General features: G+C 69.5%; 25 protein-coding genes and 1 pseudogene. 11 read left to right on the forward strand and 15 right to left on the reverse strand.

Annotated elements, in window-relative coordinates:
* Positions 1 to 19 precede the first annotated feature (19 nt).
* Positions 20 to 1,255 (forward strand): NADH:flavin oxidoreductase/NADH oxidase family protein, encoded by a 1,236-nt coding sequence (locus bpln_RS18160; protein ID WP_055139603.1) that lies wholly within the window; start codon positions 20 to 22, stop codon positions 1,253 to 1,255.
* Positions 1,256 to 1,585: 330 nt separating this feature from the next.
* On the opposite strand, the gene bpln_RS18165 is transcribed toward bpln_RS18160, so the two are convergent.
* On the reverse strand, positions 1,586 to 2,497 hold the full coding sequence (locus bpln_RS18165; RefSeq protein WP_055141123.1) for a DMT family transporter: 912 nt from the start codon (positions 2,495 to 2,497) through the stop codon (positions 1,586 to 1,588).
* A 338-nt stretch (positions 2,498 to 2,835) separates the two neighbouring features.
* Here bpln_RS18165 and bpln_RS18170 point away from each other — a divergent pair, with 338 nt between their 5' ends.
* On the forward strand, positions 2,836 to 3,540 hold the full coding sequence (locus bpln_RS18170) for an SDR family oxidoreductase (protein WP_055139604.1): 705 nt from the start codon (positions 2,836 to 2,838) through the stop codon (positions 3,538 to 3,540).
* Positions 3,541 to 3,602: 62 nt separating this feature from the next.
* Here the strand turns inward: bpln_RS18170 and bpln_RS18175 are convergent, their stop codons facing one another.
* Positions 3,603 to 4,223: a LysE/ArgO family amino acid transporter gene (locus bpln_RS18175; protein ID WP_042626857.1), complete on the reverse strand. Its 621-nt coding sequence runs from the start codon at positions 4,221 to 4,223 to the stop codon at positions 3,603 to 3,605.
* Positions 4,224 to 4,326: 103 nt separating this feature from the next.
* On the opposite strand from bpln_RS18175, the gene bpln_RS18180 reads away from it, so the two are divergent.
* Positions 4,327 to 5,217 carry a LysR family transcriptional regulator ArgP gene (locus bpln_RS18180; protein ID WP_042626858.1) on the forward strand — a complete coding sequence of 297 codons (891 nt, stop codon included), beginning with the start codon at positions 4,327 to 4,329 and terminating at the stop codon, positions 5,215 to 5,217.
* Between the two features lie 150 nt (positions 5,218 to 5,367).
* On the opposite strand, the gene fnr is transcribed toward bpln_RS18180, so the two are convergent.
* Entirely contained in the window at positions 5,368 to 6,117 is a 750-nt protein-coding gene (gene fnr / locus bpln_RS18185) for a fumarate/nitrate reduction transcriptional regulator Fnr (protein ID WP_042626859.1), read from the reverse strand.
* A 120-nt stretch (positions 6,118 to 6,237) separates the two neighbouring features.
* Positions 6,238 to 6,723, reverse strand: a complete 486-nt coding sequence (locus bpln_RS18190; protein ID WP_042626860.1) for a universal stress protein — start codon at positions 6,721 to 6,723, stop codon at positions 6,238 to 6,240.
* Positions 6,724 to 7,174: 451 nt separating this feature from the next.
* Between bpln_RS18190 and bpln_RS18195 the strand changes: the two genes are divergently transcribed.
* Complete coding sequence (locus bpln_RS18195; RefSeq protein ID WP_055139605.1) at positions 7,175 to 7,411, forward strand: hypothetical protein; 237 nt, start codon at positions 7,175 to 7,177, stop codon at positions 7,409 to 7,411.
* A 131-nt stretch (positions 7,412 to 7,542) separates the two neighbouring features.
* Positions 7,543 to 8,475, forward strand: a complete 933-nt coding sequence (epsC, locus tag bpln_RS18200; RefSeq protein ID WP_042626862.1) for a serine O-acetyltransferase EpsC — start codon at positions 7,543 to 7,545, stop codon at positions 8,473 to 8,475.
* 315 nt (positions 8,476 to 8,790) lie between these two features.
* On the opposite strand, the gene bpln_RS18205 is transcribed toward epsC, so the two are convergent.
* From bpln_RS18205 to bpln_RS18215, 3 genes are all read right to left on the reverse strand, one after another.
* Positions 8,791 to 9,606, reverse strand: coding sequence for an SDR family oxidoreductase (locus bpln_RS18205; protein ID WP_055139606.1), 816 nt, complete (start codon positions 9,604 to 9,606; stop codon positions 8,791 to 8,793).
* A complete protein-coding gene (gene folE / locus bpln_RS18210) occupies positions 9,606 to 10,265 on the reverse strand; it encodes a GTP cyclohydrolase I FolE (protein ID WP_055141124.1) in 660 nt (219 codons plus the stop codon). Before folE ends, bpln_RS18205 begins: the two co-directional genes overlap by 1 nt.
* 136 nt (positions 10,266 to 10,401) lie before the next feature.
* Positions 10,402 to 11,337 (reverse strand): LysR family transcriptional regulator, encoded by a 936-nt coding sequence (locus bpln_RS18215; protein WP_042626864.1) that lies wholly within the window; start codon positions 11,335 to 11,337, stop codon positions 10,402 to 10,404.
* Positions 11,338 to 11,464: 127 nt separating this feature from the next.
* Between bpln_RS18215 and bpln_RS18220 the strand changes: the two genes are divergently transcribed.
* From bpln_RS18220 to pcaC, 6 genes are all read left to right on the forward strand, one after another.
* Positions 11,465 to 12,703: a 4-hydroxybenzoate 3-monooxygenase gene (locus tag bpln_RS18220; RefSeq protein WP_055139607.1), complete on the forward strand. Its 1,239-nt coding sequence runs from the start codon at positions 11,465 to 11,467 to the stop codon at positions 12,701 to 12,703.
* A 143-nt stretch (positions 12,704 to 12,846) separates the two neighbouring features.
* Positions 12,847 to 13,548, forward strand: a complete 702-nt coding sequence (locus bpln_RS18225) for a 3-oxoacid CoA-transferase subunit A (protein WP_042626866.1) — start codon at positions 12,847 to 12,849, stop codon at positions 13,546 to 13,548.
* 16 nt (positions 13,549 to 13,564) lie between these two features.
* On the forward strand, positions 13,565 to 14,221 hold the full coding sequence (locus bpln_RS18230; protein WP_042629195.1) for a 3-oxoacid CoA-transferase subunit B: 657 nt from the start codon (positions 13,565 to 13,567) through the stop codon (positions 14,219 to 14,221).
* A gap of 206 nt (positions 14,222 to 14,427) precedes the next feature.
* Positions 14,428 to 15,786: a 3-carboxy-cis,cis-muconate cycloisomerase gene (locus tag bpln_RS18235; protein WP_042626867.1), complete on the forward strand. Its 1,359-nt coding sequence runs from the start codon at positions 14,428 to 14,430 to the stop codon at positions 15,784 to 15,786.
* Positions 15,787 to 15,803: 17 nt separating this feature from the next.
* Positions 15,804 to 16,589, forward strand: coding sequence for a 3-oxoadipate enol-lactonase (gene pcaD, locus bpln_RS18240; protein WP_055139608.1), 786 nt, complete (start codon positions 15,804 to 15,806; stop codon positions 16,587 to 16,589).
* Between the two features lie 14 nt (positions 16,590 to 16,603).
* Entirely contained in the window at positions 16,604 to 16,996 is a 393-nt protein-coding gene (gene pcaC / locus bpln_RS18245; protein ID WP_042626869.1) for a 4-carboxymuconolactone decarboxylase, read from the forward strand.
* A gap of 121 nt (positions 16,997 to 17,117) precedes the next feature.
* Here pcaC and bpln_RS18250 read toward each other — a convergent pair whose 3' ends face one another.
* The 8 genes and pseudogenes from bpln_RS18250 to bpln_RS18285 all read right to left on the reverse strand — a co-directional run bounded on the left by bpln_RS18250 (position 17,118) and on the right by bpln_RS18285 (position 25,018).
* Complete coding sequence (locus tag bpln_RS18250) at positions 17,118 to 17,366, reverse strand: hypothetical protein (protein WP_055139609.1); 249 nt, start codon at positions 17,364 to 17,366, stop codon at positions 17,118 to 17,120.
* Positions 17,367 to 17,559: 193 nt separating this feature from the next.
* Positions 17,560 to 17,985: pseudogene (locus tag bpln_RS18255) on the reverse strand (RES family NAD+ phosphorylase); the annotation flags it as partial.
* A 55-nt stretch (positions 17,986 to 18,040) separates the two neighbouring features.
* Positions 18,041 to 18,658 (reverse strand): LysE family translocator, encoded by a 618-nt coding sequence (locus tag bpln_RS18260; protein ID WP_042626871.1) that lies wholly within the window; start codon positions 18,656 to 18,658, stop codon positions 18,041 to 18,043.
* Positions 18,659 to 18,990: 332 nt separating this feature from the next.
* Entirely contained in the window at positions 18,991 to 19,680 is a 690-nt protein-coding gene (locus bpln_RS18265) for an alpha/beta fold hydrolase (RefSeq protein WP_042626872.1), read from the reverse strand.
* Between the two features lie 6 nt (positions 19,681 to 19,686).
* Positions 19,687 to 20,919 carry an MDR family MFS transporter gene (locus bpln_RS18270; protein ID WP_042626873.1) on the reverse strand — a complete coding sequence of 411 codons (1,233 nt, stop codon included), beginning with the start codon at positions 20,917 to 20,919 and terminating at the stop codon, positions 19,687 to 19,689.
* Positions 20,916 to 21,896, reverse strand: coding sequence for a TauD/TfdA family dioxygenase (locus tag bpln_RS18275; RefSeq protein ID WP_055139611.1), 981 nt, complete (start codon positions 21,894 to 21,896; stop codon positions 20,916 to 20,918). The genes bpln_RS18270 and bpln_RS18275 overlap by 4 nt, the downstream gene beginning before the upstream one ends.
* On the reverse strand, positions 21,893 to 23,530 hold the full coding sequence (locus tag bpln_RS18280; RefSeq protein ID WP_042626875.1) for an asparagine synthase-related protein: 1,638 nt from the start codon (positions 23,528 to 23,530) through the stop codon (positions 21,893 to 21,895). The genes bpln_RS18275 and bpln_RS18280 overlap by 4 nt, the downstream gene beginning before the upstream one ends.
* Before the next feature lie 3 nt (positions 23,531 to 23,533).
* Complete coding sequence (locus bpln_RS18285) at positions 23,534 to 25,018, reverse strand: class I adenylate-forming enzyme family protein (RefSeq protein WP_055139612.1); 1,485 nt, start codon at positions 25,016 to 25,018, stop codon at positions 23,534 to 23,536.
* Between the last annotated feature and the right edge of the window lie 62 nt (positions 25,019 to 25,080).

Raw genomic sequence — 25,080 nt, forward strand, 5'->3', positions numbered from 1 at the left:
TCAATGCGGGGAGCCGCCCATGACACTTTTCACCACCCTGACGCTGCCGAACGGCACCGTCATCCCGAACCGTCTGGCCAAGGCCGCGATGGAGGAAAACCTGGCCGATGCCGACCATGCGCCGTCCGCGGCGCTGTTGCGGCTCTATCGCGCGTGGGCCGACGGCGGCGCCGGGCTGGTGCTGACCGGCAACGTGATGATCGACCGGCGCGCCATGACGGGGCCGGGCGGCGTGGTGCTGGAGGACGACCGGCATCTCGAGCGCTTCGCGCGCTGGGCGCAGGTGGCGCGCTCGGGCGGCGCGCAGGTGTGGATGCAGATCAACCATCCGGGCCGGCAGATGCCGGCCGAACTGGGCCAGCCGACCGTCGCGCCGTCGGCCGTGGCGATGGACCTGGGCGCCTTTTCGAACCGGTTCCGGATGCCCGTCGCGATCACGGACGCGCAGATCGCCGAACTCGTGCGGCGTTTCGCGCGCACCGCGCAGCTGGCCGAAGCGGCCGGTTTCAACGGCGTGCAGATCCATGCCGCGCACGGGTATCTGCTGAGCCAGTTTCTCTCGCCGCTGACGAACCGGCGCGACGATCGCTGGGGCGGCCCGATCGCCAACCGCGCGCGCCTGCTGCTGGAGGTGGTGGCCGCCGTGCGCGCGGTGGTCGGCGCCGGGTTCGCGGTGTCGGTCAAGCTCAACTCGGCCGATTTTCAGCGCGGCGGCTTCGAGCCCGACGAGGCGAGGCAGGTGGTGGCGATGCTGGGCGAACTGCCGGTGGACCTGATCGAGCTGTCGGGCGGCAGCTACGAGGCGCCGGCGATGCAGGGGCAGGCGCGCGATGGCCGCACGCTCGCGCGCGAGGCCTATTTCCTCGAATTCGCGCGCGACATCGCGGCGGTCTCGCGCGTGCCGCTGATGGTGACGGGCGGCATCCGGCGTCGCGCGGTGGCCGAGCAGGTGGTCGCGAGCGGCGTGGCGATGGCGGGGATCGCCACGGCGCTGTCGATCGCCCCGGACCTGCCGCGCCGCTGGCGCGCCGGCGAGGCGCTCGCGCCCGCGCTGCGCCCCGTCACGCTGAAGGACAAGGCGCTCGGCGCGATGGCGAACATGGCGATGGTCAAGTACCAACTGGTGCGCCTGAGCCGCGGTCGCGGCACGAAGCCCGACGTCTGGCCGATCGGCGCACTGGTGCGCCAGCGCCTCGCGAACGCGTGTCAGGTGCGTCGATATCGGCGCTGGTCGGCACGCGGTGGGGAGCGTTGAGCGGGGAAAGACCGTGGTCCGCGCGGGCGGCTCCGGCGCCGTCGGGATGCATGGGCGGCGGTGTTTCCATACGTGGAACCGCGTAAAGCCGAAGCCGAAGCCGAGGGCCGAAAGTCGAAAGTCGAAAGTCGAAAGTCGAAAGTCGAAAGTCGAAAGCCGACAATTGGAAGTCGGGATCCCCCGTTGCGGGCCATGAGCCATGAATCAGGGGTCGGGAACGGCCCGATCGGCAGGCATCGCGCGTCGTGCCGGCTACGATTCGCGCGCCCCGCGTGCCGAGTGAACCACGGGCGCGTGGCGCGTCAGCGGCCCGTCCACCGCCCCCACCAATCAAACGGCCCGCGCCCGCGAATCACGCGGGTTCGGCTTGCCGCGCGGCGCCTGCAGCAGATACACGCCGCACAGGATCAGCGCGAGCGCGCCGAGATCCCATGAATGCAGCGGTTCGCCCGCGAACACGCAGCCGATCGCGAGCGCGACCACGGGCGGCAGGTAGGTGACGCTCGACGCCGCGACGGCGCCGAGCCGATGCACGATGAAGTAATACAGCACGAACGCGATGCCGGTGCCGGCGAGCCCGAGGCCGAACACCATGCCGGCGAACGTCGCGCGGTCGGTGGCGATGCGCTCGATGCCGTGGAAGTCGGTCACCGCCGCGAGCGTGACGAGCGCGAGCCCCATCTGCCAGGTGGCCAGCGCGAACGGCGAGAACGCATGCGCCGACAGGAAGCGCCGCGCGTAGACGAACGACGCGCCCACGCTGGCCGAGCCCGCCAGCATGAACAGCACGCCGAACGGATTCACGCCGTTGGCCGCGCCGTTCCACGGCCGCGCGATCAGCAGCACGCCCGCGAAGCCGAGCGCGACGCCGGCGATCTTGCGCGGCCGCGGCCGTTCGCTGTCGAGGAACAGCGCAGCGCAGACGAACGAGAACAGCGGGATCGCGCCGCTCAGCATGCCGGCCACGCCCGAGGCGAGCAGCGACGCGCCCTTGGCGAACGCGAAGTAGTAGACCGAGGTGGCCAGCAGCGACATCACGAAGAAGTGATGGATCTGCCGCGCCTGCCGCCAGTGCAGGTCGCGCCGCAGCAGCGCGAACACGAGAATCGCCACGAAGCCGAACAGCACGCGCAGGAACACGATCTGCAGCGGCGTGATCAGCAGGCTTGCCCACTTCATCATCAGGAAATTGGTGCCCCAGATCACGCCGAGCACGGCGAAGGCAGGATAGGCGAGGTTCATGGCGGTGGCGCTGCGATCGTGGAGGGACGGCAGGCCAGTGTGGCGGCGGCGGCGCGCCGTCACAAGCCATGAATTCTGCTCGAAAGCAGTAGAAAAACTACTGTTTGGAAGATCGGGATGACGACTCGCCGGCCGCGCCGCAGCATGGATGTGTGCTTTGGCATCCGGCAAGCCGGGGCGGCTTTCGCCGGCGCATCGAGACACCGTGTCAGTCAGTAGAAATTCTACGGTAAGAAAGCAGAAATGATGATTCGACACGTTTGCCTGGCCGGCCTACAGTGGCCCAGGTGCGGGACCGGCGGGCCTGCCGGCCTCGCGATTCCATTCCGGGAGGACAGATGACTGCAGAAAAAGTCGCGCTCGTCACGGCGGCGGGCAAGGGCATGGGCGCGGCCATCGCGACCGAACTGGCCGCGAACGGCTATCGCGTCGCGCTGATGTCGCCATCGGGCAGCGCCGAGCGTCTCGCCGCGGAACTGGGCGGCTTCGGCATCTCGGGCTCGGTCACCGAGGACGCCGACGTCGATCGGCTGGTGGCCGGCACGCTCGAACGCTACGGCCGCATCGACGCGGTGGTCAACAACACCGGCCATCCGCCCAAGGGCGAGTTGCTCGCGATCGACGACGGGCAATGGCATCTCGGGCTCGACCTGATCGTGCTCAGCGTCGCGCGCGTGCTGCGGCGCGTGACGCCGGTGTTCCTGGCGCAGGGCGGCGGCGCGGTGGTCAACATCTCGAGCTTCGCGGCCGATGCGCCGGAGCCGGCGATGCCGGTGTCGTCGACGCTACGCGCGGCGCTGAGCGCCTACACGCGGCTCTATGCGGAGCGCTACGCAAGCGAAGGAATCCGGATCAACTCGGTGCTGCCGGGCTTCATCGACAGCTGGCCTGCCACGCCCGAGGTCGTGGCACGGATTCCGGCCGGGCGCTTCGGCCGGACCCGGGAGGTCGCGAAGACGGTCGCGTTCCTGCTGTCGGACGGCGCCGGCTACATCACCGGGCAGAACCTGCGCGTGGACGGCGGCATCGTCCGCGCGCTGTAACGCGCCGGGCGCGGCAGACGGCGGCCCGGCAGCCACGCGCTCGACGCAACGTCACCGCAACGTCAACGCAGCTGGGTGGCCGCGAGACAAAGCACCATGCTGCCCACCGCGCCGTCCAGCAGGCGCCACGCCACCGCCTTGCGAAACAGCGGCGCGAGCAGCCGCGCGCCGTAGCCGAGGCCGATGAACCACAGCACGCTGACTGTCATCGCGCCGATCGCGAACGCCACGCGCGCGCCGGCCGGCTCGCGCGCGCCGGCCGTGCCGATCAGCAGAAAGGTGTCGAGGTAGACGTGCGGATTGAGCCAGGTGAAGGCGAGCGTCATCATCACGATCGGCAGCGCGCGCTGCGCGGGCGGCGCCACCTGGCCCGAGGCGGCGTCGAGCGTGGCGTGGCCGGGCTTCAGCGCGCGCAGCAGCGCGCTCAGGCCGAACCACGCCAGATAGGCGAGGCCGATGTAGAGCACGACGTGGATGAAGGTGGGGTAGCGCTCGACCAGCGCCGAGGCGCCGCCCACGCCGACGGCGATCAGCAGCATGTCGGACAGCGCGCAGAGCACGACGATCTTGCCGATATGCGAGCGCATGATGCCCTGGCGCAGCACGAAGGCGTTCTGCGCGCCGATGGTGACGATCAGCGACGCGCAGAGCGCGGCGCCGTGAGTGAAGGCGATCCAGTTCATGAAATTTGGGGGACGGTGGACTTGGGCGACGTATGCGGCTAGTCTGCGGGTTCGATTGGCATAAGAAAAGCTAAATTCCCTAATCTCAATGAAGGAAAACTGAATGCTCGACTACGCGCTGCTGGAGGCGCTGTCCGCGGTGATCCGGCACGGATCGTTCGAACGCGCGGCGAAGGACCTCAACGTGTCGCCGTCGGCGGTCTCACAACGCATCAAGCTGCTCGAGGAACGCGTCGGCAGCGTGCTCGTCAAGCGCGGGCAGCCGTGCGTGGCGACCACCTCGGGTGCGCTGCTGTGCCGGCATACCGAGCGCGTGCAGCTGCTCGAGGCCGAGCTGTCCGGGCAGGTGCCGCATCTGCCCGGCGCGGTGGGGGCGTGGCCGACGCTGCGGATCGCCGTGAACGACGACAGCGTGGCCACCTGGTTCGTCGACGCGGTCGCGCCGTTCTGCGCGCAGAGCGGCACGCTGCTCGACCTCGTGATCGACGACCAGGACTACACGGCCGAGCGGATTCGCGACGGCAGCGTGCAGGGCGCGATCACCGCGCAGGCCGAACCGATCCAGGGCTGCCGCTCGACGCGGCTCGGCCGGATTCGCTATCACGCGGTCTGTTCGCCGGCGTTCCAGGCGCGCTATTTCGCCGACGGCCTCACGCGCGAGGCGTTGCGGCGCGCGCCGTGCGTGATGTTCAGCCCGAAGGACAGCCTGCAGATGCGCTTCATCCGGCGCGCGACGCGCACCGACCTCGACCCGCCGAAGCACTGGATTCCGCACGTGGCCGGCTATTTGCGCGCCTGCGAGACGGGACTCGGCTGGGGGATGTGCCCGGTTCGCATGATCGAGCGGCAGGTCGCCTCGGGCGAGATGGTGGACCTGTCGGAGGGGCGCAGCATCGACATCGAGCTCTACTGGCAGAGCTGGCGGCTGTCGATCGGCTGGCTCGACGAGTTCAGCCGCGTGCTGAAGACGAGCGCCGCGCAGTGGCTCGATTGAACGCGACGCACCCAAAAACAAAGGCGCCTCAGGAGGCGCCTTTTGTGATCGCAGGGCCGACAGGCGTCGGGCCTCGATGGGGAGTGGCAGTGGGGTCTTGATTCGAAGGCGGGATCGAGCCGCGCATCGGACCCTTGGCTAACGGAACCATCAGATCGCGCGCAGTCCGTCGAAATCGAGCACGCGAACCACGCGACCCTGCATGACGAGCAGGCCCTGCCGCTGGAACTTCGACAGCGTGCGGCTGACCGTTTCGAGCGTGATGCCCAGATAGCTGCCGATGTCCTCGCGCGTCATGCGCAGATTGAACTCGGTGGCCGAATAACCGCGCACCATGTAGCGAGCCGAGACGTCGAGCAGGAACGAGGCGACGCGCTCGTCGGCGTTCAGCGACCCGAGCAGGATGGCCTGCGTGGTCTCGCGCACGATCTGCTCGCTCATCAGCTTCAGCACGCGTGCCTGCAGCGTGCTGGCCTCGGAGCACAGCGAGCGCAGCGAGCCGTAGGGAATCACGCAGACGGTGCTGTCCTCGAGCGCGACGGCGGTGCGCGGATGGTGGCTGTCGCAGATGCCGTCGAAGCCGAGCGCCTCGCCGGCCAGGTGAAGGCCCGCTACCTGCTCGCGGCCGTCCTGGCGCGTGGCGATGGTCTTGATCGAACCGGAACGCACCGCGTAGAGGTTGTCGAACTCGTCGCCTTCACGGAACAGCGCTTCGCCGCGGCGCACGGGGCGCGCCGCGCAGATCACCGACTCGAGGCGCTCGACGGCCTCGGTATTGAGGCCTTGGGGCATGCAGAGGTGCCGCATCGAACAGGTGGAGCAATGCGCGGCGGGATGGGGAGCCCAGGAGCTGGAGGAGCGGACCGGGCGGGAGGAACGTTGGGGGAGAGGAATCAACATGATGCGTACTCACACTTATGAAGAAGCAATGGTGACTATTGTCCCACCGGGTTTTCCATGAGTTGAGCGGCAAAACGCCGCGACGCGGAATGCGTCGCGTTTTGCGCCATGGCAATGTGATCAGCTTTCCTTAGTTTTTTCCGCCTCTTCGTTTGAATGCGATGCCGCAGAAGGGATCAAAAGCACCGGCAGACAAGCCTGTCGGACGCATTGCTCGGCGATGCTGCCGAGCATTAGGCGTTTGAATCCGCGCCGGCCGTGGGTGCCGAGCACGAGCAGGTCGGCGCCGTATTCGGTGGCCGCCTCGAGGATCAGCGACGACACGTCCGCGAGCGTGGCGGCTTCGCCGGTCAGCACGTCGCCCGTCACGCCGGCGTCCTGCATGCGCTGCGCGAAGTCGCGCGTGAGGTCGCTGCCCTGCGCCACGAGCTGCTCGCGCAGCACGGACGGGTCGTAGCCCGGCACGTTGTAGTAGATGGCCGCGTTCTCGACCGCATAGAACGCGCGCAGCGTCGCGTGTTCGGACTGCGAGAGGGCAAGGGCCGCATCGAACGCGTGACGCGACGTTTCACTGCCGTCGACTGCTACGAAGATGCGCTGGTACATGAGGGCTCCCTGGTGCGGTGGATGAAGGCGCTCCGGCGACTCCGGATGCCGTTGAGAAGGATGCTGCGGGGGAGGTTATACGATCGGTTCGCGATTTGCAGCGTCGCGGGGCCGCCGTGCAATCATGTCGCACCCTGGCTCCGCCCGGTGCCGTCCGGACGTGGTTGCCGCACGGGTCGAACAGCGGACGCCGGACCTCGTGTCCGGCTCGCCGCGATCCGTGAAAACCCCATCCCCGGCTGCCTGCCGCATGGTGGAACGGCGAGCGGCGCCTGCATCCCGAGAGGATTTATTTCAGGTAGAAGACAGTGAAACGACAGAGTATGATGCGCTACGAGATGGGCACGGCGGCCTCGGCCCGCCGTGCTGCTTCTGCCCGCAACGGGCACCGCGGCACCCTTAGACGGTGGTAGTGAAGAACAACACAAGGGACACAAGCTGGGGCGGACTCATGCATTCGACGACAACGGCATTCACCCATCGCGGCTATCTTCTGAATTGCGCGCCGGCCCGCGCCGGCGACGGTTCGTTCCAACCCTACGTGGTCATCTCCCGATCGAGCGACGGCGAGCTGGTCGCGAATCGATTTTTCCCATCCGATCTCCATTTCTGCGAAGAAGGCGAGGCGGTCGCGCATGCGCGCGACTGGGCCGTTCGCTGGATCGACGCGAGCAGCGTGACGGTGTAGGCGCCGGCAGGGGCGGCGTTGCGGGGCGGCATTTCGCGTGCGTATACAAAACGCGGTAATCTTGTCGCCTTCGTCATCCTTCATTCTTCCAGCACGGCCGTGGGGTTTCCGCATGGCCGGCTTCCCCTGCCATGTCGAATTCGTCCGCCGGCCGCTCCTGGGGCCTTGAACAGATCGTCGCCGAACTGCGCGAGTCGCGCGAAACCCTGCACCGCACGCGCCACCCGCGCGGCATCCGCGAGCTGCCCTCGCGCGACGCCATCTGCAAGTTCGTGACCGGCCTGCGCGCCTCGCTGTTTCCCACTCATTACGGCGCGCCCGACCTGACCGACGAGAGCGTCGATTTCTACGTCGGCCACACGCTGGAAGCCACGCTGCGCGTGCTGCACGAACAGGTGCGCCGCGCGCTGCGGTTCCTGCCCGAGTACGCGGACACCGGCTTCACCGAACTCGACGAACGCGCGTTCGAAATCGCGCGCACGTTCGGCCGGCAGCTGCCGGCGATCCGCGCGCTGCTCGTCAGCGACATCCAGGCCGCCTACGCGGGCGATCCGGCCGCGCAGCACATCACCGAGATCCTGCTCTGCTATCCCGGCGTGCTGGCGATGATGCACCACCGCCTCGCGCATGCGCTGCACCGGCTCGGCGTGCCGCTGCTCGCGCGCTTCATCAACGAGATCGCGCATTCGGCCACCGGCATCGACATCCATCCGGGCGCCACGATCGGCCCGAGCTTCTTCATCGACCACGGCACCGGCGTGGTGATCGGCGAGACCGCGATCATCGGCGAGCGGGTGCGCGTCTACCAGCACGTCACGCTCGGCGCGAAGAGCTTCCCGGCCGATGGCGACGGCGCGCTCGTGAAGGGCAACGCGCGGCATCCGATCGTCGAGGACGACGTGGTGATCTACGCCGGCGCGACGATTCTGGGCCGCGTGACGATCGGGCAGGGCTCGGTGATCGGCGGCAACGTCTGGCTCACGCACAGCGTGCCGGCGGGCAGCAGCGTCGCGCAGGGCAAGGTGCGCGAGGGCGAACGCACGGGGCGCGACGGCGGCGCGTGAGGCCGGGCCGCGGGGCTTGCCCCGCGAAGCCGGCATGTGAGCGCAACGCATGCCGGCAGCCGGCCAGCCGCCGCAAAGGTGAGGTTTTTCGGGAGGCGGTGGACGTCGATTGAAAATGACGGCGATGCAATGCCGCCGAGGCGTTGCGGATTCGATCCGGATCGTTCGGATAACTGACGGGCTGTCTCGCTCCGGTATGCATGGCCGAAGCGGGATGGTGCTACGCAGCCGCATCGAAACGGACAACGAAGCGGCGGCGACGCGCGCAAGCCTCGCGCGCTTCGTCGCCGCCGGCTATCGACAACCCGGGACCGCTCAGCGCGACTCGGCCGGCGAGCGATGCTTGTAGAGCACGTCCTGGTCGACGCGGATCAGGTTCTGCCCCGCATCGACGACGAAATCGACGCCGTTGTACGCGCTGCCCGTCAGCAGCAGGATCGCGTCGGCCACGTCGTCGGGGCCGGCGATTCGCGCGAGCGGCGTCGAGGCGTGGCTCGCGTGCTCGAAATCGGCCTCGGTCTGGTCGTCGCTGGGCAGCATCAGCCCCGGGAACACCGCGTTCACGCGCAGCACCGGCGCGGCCGACATCGCGAGCATCTGCGTCAGGTTGCCGAGCGCGGCCTTCGCGACCGTGTAGCTGAAGTGGTCGCGATGGAAATTGTCGCGGATCTTCTGGTCGATCACGTTGATCACCACGCCCTGCGCGCCGGCCGCCTTGGCGCGATCGTGGAAGCGCCGCGCGAGCAGCAGCGGCGCGCGGCAGTTGACTTGCCAGGCGGCTTCGAGCGCGTCGAGCTCGAAGCTCGGGAAGTGATCCTGCCAGAACACCGACGCGTTGTTGACCAGCACGTCGAGCCGCCCGAAGCGCGCGTACACCGTATCGACCAGCGCCGCGCAGGCGGCGGCGTCGGCCAGGTCGGCCTGCAGCGCCACGGCGGCCCCGCCGGCCGGGTCGATCTCGCGCGCGGTGGCGTCGGCCGCGTCGGCCGAGCGGTCGTAATGCACGGCGACGCGGTAGCCGCGTGCGCCGAAGCGGCGCGCGAACGCGCGGCCCGCGCGGCGCGCGGCGCCCGTCACGAGCACCACCGGCGCGGCGTCGGACGATGCGGCGGCGGGAGCGTGCTGCGCCATCACGTATTGGTCAGGTTGACCGACGACGGATTCGCCACGATCGACAGGAATTCGCGGCGCGTGGCCGGATCGGTCCGGAACGTGCCGAGCATGCGCGAGGTGACCATCTCGACGCCGGGCTTGTGGACGCCGCGCGTCGAGATGCATTGATGCGCGGCCTCGAGGATCACGCCGACGCCCTTCGGCTGCAGCACCTCGAACAGCGTGTCGGCGATCTGCACCGTCATCTTCTCCTGGATCTGCAGGCGCTTGGCGAACGCATCGACGAGCCGCGCGAGCTTCGAGATCCCCACCACGCGGTGGTTCGGCAGATACGCCACGTGCGCGCGGCCGATGATCGGCACCATGTGGTGTTCGCAATAGCTCTCGAAACGGATGTCCTTCAGCACGATCATCTCGTCGTAGCCGTCCACCTCGCTGAAGGTGCGCGCGAGGATCTCGCGCGGTTCCAGCTGGTAGCCCTGGAAGAACTCTTCGTAGGCGCGCACCACGCGCGCCGGCGTATCGAGCAGGCCCTCGCGGGAGGGATCGTCGCCGGCCCAGCGCAGCAGCACGCGCACGGCATCTTCGGCTTCGGCGCGGCTCGGGCGCGCGAATTCGCCCGTGGTCGGGGCTGCGACGGGTTCCGCCGCCTTGTTGGCGGTCTTGCGTTTGGACATGCTTTCGGGCTCCTGTTGGCGCCGCTCGGGGCGGCTGACCGGCCATTGTTTCATGCTTTTGACGATCCCGCCGCCGCCTTCCGGGCTTCGCGCGCAAGAGCACGGCAGCCGCGTCGCGCATCGGTCAGGCAGCGCTTTATTTCGGCCATTCGTCGAGCGCGTCGTTGAAGAGGCCCGCCACCACGCCGCGCAGCCAGCTGGTGCGCGGGTCGTTGTGGAACTTGCGATGCCAGTGCTGGCGAAGATCGAAACGCGGCAGCGCGAGCGGCGGTTCGAGCAGCGTGATCGACGCATGCTCGGCGGCATAGGCATAGCCGATCGCATGCGGCACGGTGGCGATCAGGTCGGTGCGGCCGAGGATGAACGGCAGGCTCATGAAGTGGCTGGTCTCCAGCACCGCGCGCCGGTGCAGCCGCGCCTTCGCCAGATGCTGCTCCAGCACTTCCTGGCTGCGTCCTTCGGCGCGCACCACCGCGTGGCCGCAGGCGAGGTACTGCTCGATCGTGAGCGGCCCGCCCGCGAGCGGATGGCCGCGCCGCACGAGGCAGATGAAGCGATGCGTGAACAGCCGCTGCTGGAAGAAGTTGCTGCCGCCGAGATCGGGGAAATAGCCGACCGCGAGATCGACCGCGCCGGCTTCGAGCCCGCGCTCGACCTCCGTGTGCGGCAGCGACACCGAGCGCAGGTTCGCGCCCGGCGCCCGGCGCGCGAACTCCTGCAGCAGCCGCGGCAGGAACACGATCTCGCCGACGTCGGACAGCGCGATCGAGAACGTGTCGGTGGCGGTGGCCGGATCGAACGCATGCGGCGTGGCGAGGCCGCGCCGGATCTGCGCGAGCGCGTCGCGCGCGGCCGGCACCAGCGCCAGCGCGCGCGGCGTCGGCTCCATGCCGCGCGAGGTGCGCACGAACAGCGGATCGCCGAAGTGCTCGCGCAGCCGCGCCAGCGCGGCGCTCACGCGCGGCTGGCTCACGCCCAGCAAGTCGCCGGCGCGGCTCACGTGGCGTGCCTCGTCGAGGGCCACCAGATAGGGGATCAGGTTCAGATCGAGTTCGAAATCGAGTTCGGGCATGGCGCGACCATTATCGGAATTCGATATGGAACATATCTCCAAAATGGCGTTGCCGCATAGTCGGTGCCGCCCCGACAATCGGACCACAAAAGATTCATCCATCGAATCAAAGTTCAGGAGACGAACAATGCGTACCCAGGTCGCGATCATCGGCGCCGGTCCCGCCGGGCTGCTGCTGTCCCATCTGCTTCGCCTGCGCGGCATCGACGCGGTGCTGATCGAGGCGCGTTCGCGCGAGTACTGCGAGAACCGGATTCGCGCCGGCGTGCTGGAGCAGGGCACCGTGGATGTCCTCGACGAGGCCGGGCTCGGCTCCCGGATGCGCCGCGAGGGGCTGGTCCACCACGGCATCGAGCTGCTGTTCGGCGGCCAGCGCCACCGCCTCGACCTGTCGGCCCTCACCGGCGGGCGCGCGATCACCGTCTACAGCCAGCACGAGGTGGTGCGCGACCTGATCGCGGCCGGCCTCGCGCACGGCCACGAGATGCATTTCGAGGTGAGCGAGGTCGCGCTGCACGAGGTCGAATCGGCTCGCCCGTCGGTGACGTTCCGGCGCCGCGACGGCCGCGCCGGGCGCATCGACTGCGATTTCATCGCCGGCTGCGACGGCTTCCACGGCATCGCGCGGCAGACCATCCCCGAGGCGCTGCAACGCACCTTCGAGCGCGTCTATCCCTATGCATGGCTCGGCATCCTCGCCGAGGCGGCGCCGTCGCTCGACGAACTCGTCTACGCGCACCACGAGCGCGGCTTCGCGCTGTTCTCGATGCGCTCGCCGACGGTCACGCGCCTCTATCTGCAATGCCGCCCCGACGAGGATCTCGCCGCGTGGTCCGACGCGCGGATCTGGGACGAGCTGCACGCGCGCTTTTCGAACGCCTCGGGCTGGACGCCCACCGAGGGGCCGATCGTGCAGAAGGGCGTGACGCCGATGCGCAGCTTCGTCTGCGAAACGATGCGCCACGGCCGCCTGCTGCTGGCCGGCGACGCCGCGCACATCGTGCCGCCCACCGGCGCGAAGGGGATGAACCTGGCGGTGGCCGACGTGCGGACGCTGGCGCACGCGCTCGCGGCCCACTACGCGGGCGACGCGGCGCCGCTCGACGGCTATTCGGAGCGCTGCCTCGAACGCGTCTGGCGCGCCGAGCATTTCTCCTATTTCATGACGAACATGCTGCACCCGTCGCCCGACGATTCGCCGTTCGTGAACCGCCTCAAGCTGGCCGAGCTGAAATACGTGACGCGATCGCACGCGGCCGCGCAGGCGCTGGCCGAGAATTACGTGGGGCTGCCGTTCGACGATGCCGCTATGGGCGTCACCCCCGCGTCGGCCCGCCTTGACAACGCGCCGAGCGAGATTCTATGATCGCCGCATCGTTCGCTAAACGAATCTAGGTTCGATATACGAACAAAACGGGCTGCCCGGCAGCCCGATGCGGCGTGGCCCGAGTGATCCGGCGCGCTGGCCGGCCGTCGCGCAGCGCGACGCGGATTCCCTCAGGAAGAGCCATGGTCAACAAGATTTTCGATTCCCTGCAGTCGGCGGTGGCCGACATCCATGACGGCGCGACCATCATGATCGGCGGTTTCGGCACGGCGGGCATGCCGTCCGAGCTGATCGACGCGCTGATCGCGCATGGCGCGCGCGATCTGACGATCGTCAACAACAACGCCGGCAACGGCGAAACGGGCCTGGCCGCGCTGCTGAAGGCCAGGCGCGTGCGCAAGATCATCTGCTCGTTCCCGCGCCAGTCCGACTCGCAGGTGTTCGACGCGCTCTACCGCTCCGGCGAGATCGAGCTGGAACTGGTGCCGCAGGGCAACCTCGCCGAGCGCATTCGCGCGGCCGGCGCCGGCATCGGCGGCTTCTTCACGCGCACCGGCTTCGGCACGAAGCTGGCCGAAGGCAAGGAGACGCGCGAGATCGACGGCAAGCACTACGTGTTCGAGACGCCGATCCACGCCGATTTCGCGCTCGTGAAGGCGTTCAAGGGCGACCGCTGGGGCAACCTCGTCTATCGCAAGACCGCGCGCAACTTCGGACCGGTGATGGCCACCGCCGCGAAGACCACGATCGTGCAGGTCTCGCGGGTCGTCGAGCTGGGCGGGCTCGATCCCGAACAGATCGTGACGCCCGGCATCTTCGTGCAGCGCGTCGTTGAAGTGCCGCAGGCCGTCCATGCGGCCGAACTCGCCGCGCAAGCCGCCTGAACCCGGAGAACCCAAGATGAAACGACTGACCCGTGACGAGATGGCCCGACGCGTGGCCCGGGACATTCCCGAAGGCGCCTACGTGAACCTCGGCATCGGCGTGCCGACGCTGGTGGCGAACCACCTCGACGCAGACAAGGAAATCTTCCTGCACAGCGAGAACGGCGTGCTCGGCATGGGGCCCGCGCCCGAGGCCGGCGCCGAGGACGACGAGCTGATCAACGCCGGCAAGCAGCACGTCACGCTGCTGACGGGCGGCGCGTTCTTCCACCACGCCGATTCGTTCGCGATGATGCGCGGCGGCCATCTCGACTACTGCGTGCTCGGCGCGTTCCAGGTGTCGGCGCGCGGCGACCTGGCCAACTGGCACACCGGCGCGCCCGACGCGATCCCCGCCGTGGGCGGCGCGATGGACCTCGCGATCGGCGCCAAGCAGGTGTTCGTGATGATGGAGCACCTGACCAAGCAGGGCGAAAGCAAGATCGTCGCCGAGTGTTCGTATCCCGTCACCGGCATCGGCTGCGTGACGCGCATCTACACCGACCTGGCCGTGCTCGACGTCACGCCGAAGGGCCTCGCCGTGACCGAGATCTTCACCGATCTGCCGTTCGACGAGCTGCAGGCGCTGACGGGCGTGCCGCTCGTCGACGCGACCGAGCGCGCGACCGCGTAAGCGCGTCGGCATGTAAGCGCGCCCGGCGCGCGGGTGCGGCCGCGGGCCGCCGCGGGGGCCGCCGGGATTCGAAACATCCGGCGACGCCCGCCGCGCGCCGTTGGTGCCGTACCCCGGCGCGGCACCAACGGCAGCCGCTCGCGCGCGGCGCCGCGCTTCGGTGGACAATACGCGCTACCGGCCCTTCCCGACCTTCCGATCCTTCCATGTACCAAGACAGTGCCCGATTGACTTCCCTGATCGGCGGCGACGCCGCGCTGATCCGGATCTGGTCGCCGGCGGCGACGCTGCAGCGCATGCTCGACGTCGAGGCCGCGCTCGCGCGCGCGCTCGCCGCGCACGGCGTGATCCCCGCCGCCGCCGTCGCGCCGATCGAGGCCGCCTGCCGCGCCGAACGGCTCGACGCCGAGGCGCTCGCGCGCGATGCCGCGCTCGGCGGCAATCTCGCGATCCCGCTCGTCAGGCAGCTGACCGCGCGCGTCAAGGACGCCGACGCCGAGGCGGCGAAATTCGTCCACTGGGGCGCGACGAGCCAGGACATCCTCGACACCGGCCTCGTGCTGCAGCTGCGCGACACGTTCGACGCGCTCGAACCGCTGCTCGACACGCTGTGCCGCTCGCTCGCCGCGCTCGCGCGCGCGCACCGCGCCACGCCGATGATCGGCCGCACCTGGCTGCAGCAGGCGCTGCCGATCACGCTGGGCCTGAAGTTCGCGCAATGGCTCGACGCGCTCGGCCGGCACCGCCGGCGTCTGGCCGCGCTGCGCGGCGAGGTGCTGGTGCTGCAGTTCGGCGGCGCGGCCGGCACGCTCGCGAGCCTGCGCGAGGCCGCGCCGCGCGTGGCCGGCTCGCTCGCGGCCGAGCTCGCGCTCGCGCTGCCCGACCTGCCGTGGCACACCCAGCGCGACCGCATCGCCGAGACGGCTTCGTTCTTCGCGATGGTGATCGGCACGCTCGGCAAGATCGCGCGCGACATCTCCCTGCAGATGCAGACCGAGATCGGCGAGCTGGCCGAGCCGGCCGCGGCCGGCAAGGGCGGCTCGTCCACCATGCCGCACAAGCGCAACCCGGTGGGCTGCGCGGCCGTGCTGAGCGCCGCCGTGCGCGCGCCGGGGCTGGTGGCCACGGTGTTCGCCGGAATGGTGCAGGAGCACGAGCGCGCGCTCGGCGGCTGGCAGGCCGAATGGGACGCGCTGCCCGAACTCGCGCGGCTCGCGGGCGGCGCGCTGGCCGGCGTCGCGCAGATCGTCGGCGGCCTGAACGTGGACACCGCGCGGCTTGCCGCCAACCTCGACGCCACGCGCGGCCTGGTGCTCGGCGAGGCCGTGATGCTCGCGCTCGGCGACCGGATCGGCCGGCTCGACGCGCATCATCTCGTCGAGCAGGCATCGAAGGAAGCGGTGCGCTCGAACCGCACGCTGCACGAGGTGCTGGCCGCCGAGCCGGCCGTCACCGCGCACCTGACGCCCGACGCGCTGCGCCGGCTGCTCGACCCCGCTCATTACGTCGGCGAAGCCGCTGCGTTCGTCGATGCCGTGCTCGCGCGCCACGCGGGCCACGCCTAAACCAAGGAGAACCAACGATGCCCTTTGCTTCTGTCAACGGTGTGAAGCTGCATTACCGGATCGACCGCGCCGCGAGCGCCGACGCGCCGTGGCTGGTGTTTTCGAATTCGCTCGGCGCGGACCTGTCGATGTGGGCCGCGCAGATCGCGGCGCTGCGCGCGCGCTTCAACCTGCTGCGCTACGACACGCGCGGCCACGGCCACTCGGACGTGCCGCCCGGCCCCTACACGATCGACCAGCTCGCCGGTGACGTGATCGGCCTGCTCGACCATCTCGGCATCGAGCGCGCCCACTTCTGCGGCATCTCGATGGGCGGCCTGACCGGCGCCGCGCTGGCCGCGCGCCATCCGCGGCGCCTCGGGCGCGTCGTGCTGGCCAACACCGGCGCGAAGATCGGCACGCCCGAGGTGTGGGAGCCGCGTGCCGCGAAGGCGCGCGACGAAGGCATGCACGCGCTGGTCGACGCGGTGCTGCCGCGCTGGTTCAAGAAGGAATTCTTCGCGGCCGAGCCGCGCCTCGTCGACGTGGTGCGCGACACCTTCGTGCATCACGACAACCACGGCTACGCGGCCAACTGCGAGGCGCTGAATACCGCCGACCTGCGCGAGGACGTGAAGGGCATCACGCTGCCGGTGCTGGTGGTGACGGGCGCGCACGACACCTCGACGCCGCCCGAACTCGGGCGCGCGCTGGCCGCGGCGATTCCCGGCGCGCGGCACGTGGAGTTCGACGCCGCGCACATTTCCAACATCGAATGCGCCGACGGCTTCAACCGCGCGCTGCTCGATTTCCTGACCGCCTGACGAGGAGCCGACGCATGGATGACCAGCAACGTTACGAAGACGGGCTCGGCGTGCGCCGCGCGGTGCTCGGCGAGGCGCACGTGGAGCGTTCGCTCGCGAACCGCAGCGAGTTGACCACCGATTTCCAGGACTTCATCACGCGCTATGCCTGGGGCGAGATCTGGACGCGCGAGGGGCTGCCGCGCCATACGCGCAGCCTGCTGACGATCGCGATGATGGTGGCGCTCAACCGGAGCGAGGAACTCGCGCTGCATCTGCGCGCCGCGAAGAACAACGGCGTGACGCGCGACGAGATCAAGGAAGTGCTGATGCAGACCGCGATCTATTGCGGCGTGCCGGCGGCGAACTCGGCGTTCCACCTCGCCGACAAGATCTTCAAGGAAGAGGACGCGGCCGCGGCGCAGTGAGCGCGGCACGCGGGTGCGGTACACGGGGCAGGACGCGGCGCGGTGCGTTCCAGGCACCGGCCGATCGATACGGAGCGGGGCGGTGGCCGGGTACGTGGCGTGCGCGGCAACCGCCCCGTTTTCATTCCGGCGCGTCGTGGACTTTCGCGAACTGGCGCAGGTAGGCACGCAGCGCCGCTTCCACGCCGCGCCGGTCGGCCGGCGTGGAAGCGCGCATCGTGTGCTCGTCGCCGAACAGCGTGCGCGGCGCGACGTAAGTACCGACTTCGCTGCGTTCGCGCGTGACGCGGATGTGGTGCGTGTTCGGGTGATACTCGGCGCGCCAGTGCAAACCCTCGATGCGGTCGCCGGCCTTCACGATTGGCTTCATCGGTTGTCTCCCGGCCGGGCGGGCGTGCCGTCGGCGCGCCGGCACCCGGACGGTCAGCCTACGCCGCTGGCCGGCGGCGGGCAAGCGGGGCGCGAGCATGCGCGCTCCACGCCCGCGTGCCGGTCACGCCGCGCCGCCGGGCCGGCCGTCGGGAGCGGCGAATCTTCCGCTATCGATCCCGCTTGCGTTCCCGTCAGGCCCCGACGCGCGCGTCGTGCCGCCAGCGGCGCAGCTCGGCGGCGCGGCTCTCCCGGGCGCCCGCGTGCGCCGGATCGATCAGCACGTTGAATGCTTCCGGCACGATCACCGACGGCACGCAAGGCAGCGCCGTGCCGCCCGCGTCCAGCCAGGCATCGCCGAGGTCGGGGCCGAGCTTGCCCGCCGGCAGCGCATCCCATCCCGTTCCACCGGCGCCGCCGAGCCGCCGCGCGCGCGTCCGGACACGGTCGGGGACGTCGAGCCGAACCAGGTAGCGACTGAGCGGGAGATCGCCGCCGTTCAGGTGGGCGATGGTTTCGAGGCAGGCCAGCGCGATGCTCGAGGACGTGTAGCGCAGCGCGCGGCCCGGGCGATTCCAGCGTCCGCCGGTGCGTTTCGCGCCCTCGCCGGTCAGGTCGTCGGCGGTGCAGGCTGGCGCGTCGGTGGCAAGACGAGGCGGCTGCCGCCGCGCCGGATCAGGCCGCGGCGAGCCGGGCCGCGATCGGGTACAGCGAGACCACCAGCAGCATTGCCATCGTCACGTTGAACGCGCGCAGGCGGCGCGGGTTCGAGAGGAAGCCGCGCATGCCCTGGCCGAACGCGGCCCACACGCTGATGCACGGGAACCCCACCAGGATGAACACCACGGCCATGCCCACCGCGTTGGCGCCGTAGCTGGCCGAGAGCTGCACGGTGGTGGCGGCGGTCAGCACCATCATCCAGGCCTTCGGATTGACCCACTGGAACAGCGCGGCCTCGACGAACGTCATCGGGCGCGCCTTGCCCTGGTTGGCGCTTACTTCGCCGGACGTGCCGATCTTCCAGGCGAGATAGAGCAGATACGCAATGCTCGCGACTTCCAGCACCGTATAGAGCAGCGGCACGCGCGAGAACGCCTCGCCGAGGCCGAGGCCGATCGCGAGCATCATGATCGCCACGCCGCTGCTGATGCCGACCATGTGCGGCATGGTCCGGCGGAAGCCGAAGTTGACGCCCGAGGCGAGCAGCATCGTGTTGTTCGGGCCGGGCGTGATCGACGTGACGAGTGCGAACAGCATGCCGGCGGGCAGCGCGCTCAGGGTGATGATGTTCATGCGTGGCCTCTTCTGTTCGGGTGGCGCCTGGGCGGCGAGTGAACGAAGAGCCAGTGTAGCGACAGTTTTCGGTACGGTACCGGTACAGTTTGGCGGTAAGGAGCCGGTACGAGTGAGGCGCGGAGTAGTGGCTCCGGGTGTCGGAAAGATGGACTGCATCGCTTGCCGACATTGCTGCGCTCCGGGCAACACGAAAGCTTTGGCGTCCGTGTAGCGCGGTGCCGAATGCCGCCGGCGGCTGCGTCGGGCGCGCGGATGGCGGGTGTTTCGACCAGGGCGAGATTTCAGGCGGTTCCATGCGGTTTCACGCGTGACGCACGTCCCGTGCCGTTTCACTCCACCCGCGCCGCCCACCCCTTGCACACGGCGTCCAGCCATCGCGCGTCGCGCAGCGGCCCGAGGTGGCCGCCGCCGTGCCGCAGCAGGGCGGCACCCGCGCGTGCCGCGAACGCGAGCTGCGCGGCTTCCTCCGCCACCGCGTCGTGTGCGCAGACGACGTAGTGGCACGGGCAGGCCACCTGGCCCCCCGGCGGGCTCTCCATCACGAGGGCCAGCGGTTCGAAGCGCGCCGGCGTCCAGTCCTGCGGCACCGTGTTCGGCGCGAACAGCTGCTGAGCGAACGGTCGCGCGTCCACCAGCTCGATGCGCCCGTGCAGCAGGTCGAGCCGGCAGTGCTCGGCCATGGCCGCCTGCCCCGAGGCCGCATAAGCCTCGGTGGCCGACTGCCGGTCCTCCGGCACCAGCCCGGCGATCATCGCGAGTCGCGCGTCGTGGCCCGCCAGCCGCCGTGCCAGCGAGCGGGCCGGCATGGCGCCGAAGCTGTGGCCGAGGATCAGGTACGGCGGCGGCAGATCGAGGAGCGCGCGCCGCGCCTCGTCCAGGTAGCGCGCGTAGTCGAGCGCCGGGTCGTCGCGCAGCGCGTCCACGCACGCGAAGCGCGCGACGCGCGCCGCGATCGCGACCCAGTCCGGCTCGCGCAGGAAGAAGCCGGAAAAGGCGAGGCAACTGACGTCGAGGCGCATGGCCGCCTACTCCTGACCCTTCCCGGCGCCGCGCAGCGATGCCGATGCCACCGTGTCCCGGTTCAGGTGCGCGACCACCGCGCACAGCACCGCGAGCCCGAGGTACAGCGGCCGGCCGCCGAAGATGTCGAGCGAGAGCCCGCCCAGCAGCGGCGCGATCGCGGTGCCGAGACTGTACAGGTTGGACGCGCCGAAGTAGGTGCCGCGCAGATGGTCGGGCGTGTTGCGGTCGACCTCCACGCTGAAGGTCGGGAACGCGATCAGTTCGCCCACGCTCAGCACGAACGTCGCCAGCACGAAGCCGATCAGGCTCGTGACCGGCGACACCGCGAACAGCGCCTGCGAGACGCACATCAGCAGCACGCCGATCACGATGCGCTGCCGGGGCGGTAGCGATTCCATCAGCCTCAGGATCGGGAACTGCCCGAAGATCACCGTAGCGGCGTTGACGGCCACCAGCGTGCTGATCATCGCCATCAACTGCGGCGCGTGGCTGCGCGTCAGATATTGCACGAGCGTCGAATCGAAGTTGGCGTAGACGAACGCCATGGCGATGTTCGACAGCAGCAGCATCAGGAACACGCGGTCCATGAACACCTGCGCGCACGCCTGCCCGAAGCCCGGCTTCACGCGCTGCGCCTGCGCCGCGCGCGGTGTGCCGTCCCGCAGCCAGGCCACCAGCATCAGCCAGTAGGCGACGTAGACGCCGCCCGTCACGCCGAACGCCCACTGCTTGCCCGACAGCCCCACCCACACGCCAATCAGCGCGCCCACGGCCGCGCCGGCGTTGATCATGAAGTAGCGCACGTAGAACGCGAGCTCGCGGTCCTTGCGATCGGCGATCTTGTCGCCGATCAGCGCCTTCGAGGTCGATTCGAGCAGCGCGTTGCCCACCGACACGCCGGCGATCGCCAGCAGGTACGTTACCGGGTGTCCGGCCGCCGCGAGTGCGAAGAACGCCAGCGCGCCGAGCGCGCAGCCGGCCAGGATCACGCGGCGGCGCCCGGTGCGATCCGAGTAATAGCCGGACAGCAGCCCGGCCGCCGCCCCGAGCAGGCTCGCGCAGGTCAGCATCAAGCCGATCGTGGTGGCCGAGAGCTGGAAGTTCCGGTAGAGGATCACCGCGAGGAACGGCCACACCATGAAATAGGCCATTCGCACGAAGAACGTACCCATTAGCACCAGATGGATCTCGGGCGTGAAGGTGCGGAAGCGCTGCAAGGTGAAGACTCTGCTCATGACGGTCTCTGGTCGGTCTGAACCGGGGCCGTCTGCCTGACGCCGCCGCGCAGCCTGCCGGCGCGCACGTCGTGGAACAGCGGCGCGAACGCGTCGGGCAGCGGCCGGGTGAACTCGCTCGCGAGCCAGCAGCGCAGCAGGCAGCGCTGGCGCGAGGCGTCGTCGGTGAACGCGTGCCGCGAGTGCAGCGTGGTGTGGTTGTTGCAGAGCACCACGGTGCCCTTGTCGAACACCACCTCGGCGGCGGCGCCGGGCTGCTCGACCGCCTCGTCCACGGCGTCGAGCAGGCGGCGCGTGGAGTCCGGCAGCTCGACGCCGTGGCGCACCACCGACTCGTTGAACTTGCGGATGTAGCGAAACACGAAGCCGGCCGCGCTCTCGGAGAGGATCGGCAGCAACACGTAATCGCCGTCACCCTCGCCGCGCAGGTCGTGCGGCAGCGGCTCGACGAGCTGCGCCAGCAACTGCGGGTAGCGCTCGGCCACGTATTGCACGACCCAGGCTGACGACACCACGCGGAACTCGCCGCCGCTCGCGGCCGGCGACCAGCAGGCGAGGCAGGTCAGGTCGGCGCGGTCGGAATGGAACGCCAGCTCCTGGTTCGTCATGTGGCCGCGCTGCGGCGCCATCGCGCTGTCGGTAACGCCGGCGTCGCGCACTTCCTTGAGCGTGTCGCCGCGCAGGTTGATCGATACCGGCGTGCCGAGCCATTCGCACCAGTCGCGAAAGACCTGATGAAACGCTTCGCGCGGCAGCTCGCGCAGCGTGGGGCTCGTGAGCGCGAACGCGCCGCCGCCGCGTTCGAGCCATTGATGCACGGCGCGGCGGCTCGCCTGCAGCCGCGGCTGGCGCAGCACGCCGGCGTCGCCGCGGGCCAAGGCTGCGATCGCCAGTTCGAGATCGGCGAGCAGTTCGTCGTCGAGGCGCATGCCGTCGTTGCCGGTCCAGGCGGCCGGTCGTCGATGCCAGTCTTTCATTGCAGGTGCTCCGAGAAAGCCTGCCGCCACAGCAGCAGGGTCGTCAGGGTGAAGGCGTCGGAACCGTCGAGCCGCTGCACGTCGGGCTCGGACAGGCGCGTGAGTCCGAGCGCGTGCAGTTCGTCCAGGCCGCGCCGCAGGAAATCGCGCATCTCGTCGACCAGCCCGGCCCACTTGGTGAACGGCAGGCGGAAGTGACGCTTCTTCTCGATCGGATAGTCGGGTACGCGCCGGCGGATCAGTGCCTGTAGCGGCGCCTTCTGCTGGTGCTGCGCGAGCCGCTCACGCCCGAGGCCGCGCGCGATCGCGGGCACGCGGCCGTGCAGGAACGGCAGCCGCGCCTCGACGGTTCGCGACATCAGCAGGTGATCGGCGCGCCGCAGCAGCGGCTCCAGCGAATAGTGCAGATCGAAGTGCCAGATGGCTTCGTCAAGATCGCCGGTGTAGAGGTCCGCCGTCACCGCATCGACGCGCTGCAGCACCGTCTGCGCGAGCGCCGGGTCGAGCCAGCCCGATTTGGTGTCGAAGTCGCCGAAGTACTGCCCGGCGAGCCGGCGCGGCGTGAGCGTGAAATCGCATTCGTCCATCGCGAGATGGCGCGGGTAGCCCCAGAACAACTCGTCGGCGCCCTCGCCGAGCAGCACGCAGTAGCTGTCGTGCTGGCGCACCAGGTCGGCCAGCGCCTGGTACATGAGCAGGCTCGACATGCGCGTGGGCGCGGCGTAGCTGCGCACGGCGCGGCGCGCGAGCGGCCAGAAATCGTCGCCGCCCAGCTCGCAGACGCGCAGCCCCGGCTGCGGGGGAGGATGATCGCCGCTGTCGGACACCGAAACGTGAAAGCGCGCCGTGTCGGGCGGCAGGCAGGCGTTGACGAGCGTGGAGTCGATGCCGCCGCTCAGCAGCAGGCCGACGTCGCGAAACGTGTCGCTGCAGCGCTCGATCGAGCTGTCGAGTGCGGCGCCCAGATCGTCGATCGCATCGGCCGCGTCGATCGCGCCGGCCGCCTCGTGTCCGGCCAGCCGCAGCGCAGTGAGGCTCGGCGCCTGGCGCGGCGCGCTCACGTCGAAGCTCAGCAGCGTGCCCGGGGGCAACACCTGGACCCCCTCGAACATGGTGCGATACTGCAGCACCGCGCCGGTGGCGACCACGTCGGCCACCGATTCGCGATCGAGCCGCTGCGGCCCGAGCAGCGCGAGCAGCGCGGGCAGCTCCGAGGCGAACGCGAACTCGCCGCGCTGCGCGTCGTGCCGGTAGTACAACGGCTTGATGCCGAACACGTCGCGCCCCAGGTGCAGCCGCGCGCCGGAGGGCTCCAGCATCGCAAACGCATACATGCCGTCGGGAAACTCGCCGCCCGCGCGGATCGCGTCGATCACGCGCGCAACCTCGGCCGGCAGGCCCCCCGCCGTGCTTTCGTACACCTCGCCGTTGTAGGTGGCGAGCCAGCCGTTCACCTCCACCGGCAGCGGGTAATCGACGCTGCTCGACATCGGCAGGCGCGTCATGCCGAGCCGCAGCGCGCCACGTCGCAGCTGGCCGCGGTGGAACGGCCCGCGGTGCGCGAGCGTGTCGAGCGCCCGTGCGAAGCGCGTGTCATCGACGTGCTCGGAAATGCATCCAAGAATCCCGCACATGGCTCAATCCTCCACGCCGGCCAGCGCCAGCAGCCCCTTGCGGTCGTACTTGCCGGCGCCGTTGCGCGGCAGCTCGCTGGAGCACTGCACGACCTGGCGCGGTGCGCGCGCGACGCCGAGCCCGCGTGCGAGGAACTCCTGCAGGATCGCGGCGCCTTGCGCCTCGCGCACGCGCGCGAACGCGATGTAGTCTTCGCCGTACATGTCGCACGGCACCTTCACGCTGCAGGCCTCGATCACCTGCTCGTGGTTGAGCAGCAGCTCGTCGCATTCGACCAGATGGAACAGGTTGCCGCCCTTGTTGATCGTGCCGTCGCAGCGTCCGACGATGTAGTAGCAGCGCTCGGTGTCGAAGTAGGCGAGGTCGCGCGTGTCGAGCCAGCCGTCGTCCACCAGCGAGGCGGTTAACTCGGCGTTGTTGACGTAGCCCTCGAACAGGCTGGGCGTGCGCACGTACAGGCGTCCCTGGCGCATCGGCTCGGTGATCGGCGCGCCGTGCTCGTCGAGCAGCTTCAGTTCCAGCCCGACCGCCGGACCGACCGAGTGCGTGTAGCGTGTGCCGTCGAAGTGGCCGAACAGGAACGCGAAGCCGCATTCGCTCAGGCCGTAGATGTTGGCGAGCGGCGCGAACGCGTCCTGGAAGCGGCGCTGGATCGCGGCGTCGAGCCGTGCCGAACCCGCCACGCACAGCAGCGAGTCACGCGTGAACGGCGTGGCGAGCGGCTCGCCTTCCTTGACGAGAAAGTTCGCGATCGGCGGCACGATGTAGAGGAAGTTGATCTCCCAGCGCCTGATCAGCTGCCAGAACGCGGCCACGTCGAAATAGGCATATTGCGGCAGGATCACGGTGCTGCCGCCGTGCAGGATCGGGAACAGGAAATGGATGCCGGCTATGCCGAGGCCGCTCATGCGATAGATGCAGCCCGAACGCGTCTGCGGCCCGAGGCCGAGGCACTGGCCGCCCAGGCGGTACGCGTACAGCATCGCGGCCTGGCTCAGCTCGATGCCCTTGGGTTTCGAGGTGGTGCCCGAGGTGAACACCACCACGCGGCTGCGCGCGGACCGCTCGGCGTCGGCCGCGAAGCCCGGCGCGGGGCGATTCGGGTCGAGCGGCAGGCATATATCGGCCAGCTCGTCGTGGCACGGCTCGGCGCTCACCAGGTGTTGCAGGCCCATCTCGCGGATTACGGCGCGCTTGGCCACGAGGCCCCATTCGGGATCGATCAGCACCACGTCGCGGCCACTGCGGATGACGGCGTAGATCAGGCACAGGCACGCGTAGCTCGTGGCCAACAACACGCCCACGCCTTGCCCGGGCGGCAGGGCGTCCAGTTGGGCCGCCAGCGAATCGATCCGCTCGTTCGCCTGCCGGTAGCTGTAGCTCACCTCCTCGCCAGACCGGCTGGCATCGAGTACGAAGCATTGATCGGGGCGATGCGCCGCCGTGTGCGCAACCGCCTGGTCCAACGATGTGAAAGTGCCGAGCATGATTCTCTTTTCCGTGACGTGCATGTCGATGACGACCGGGGCGCCCGATCGTCCCCTCGCGG

The organism is Burkholderia plantarii (assembly GCF_001411805.1).
GTDB lineage: Bacteria > Pseudomonadota > Gammaproteobacteria > Burkholderiales > Burkholderiaceae > Burkholderia > Burkholderia plantarii.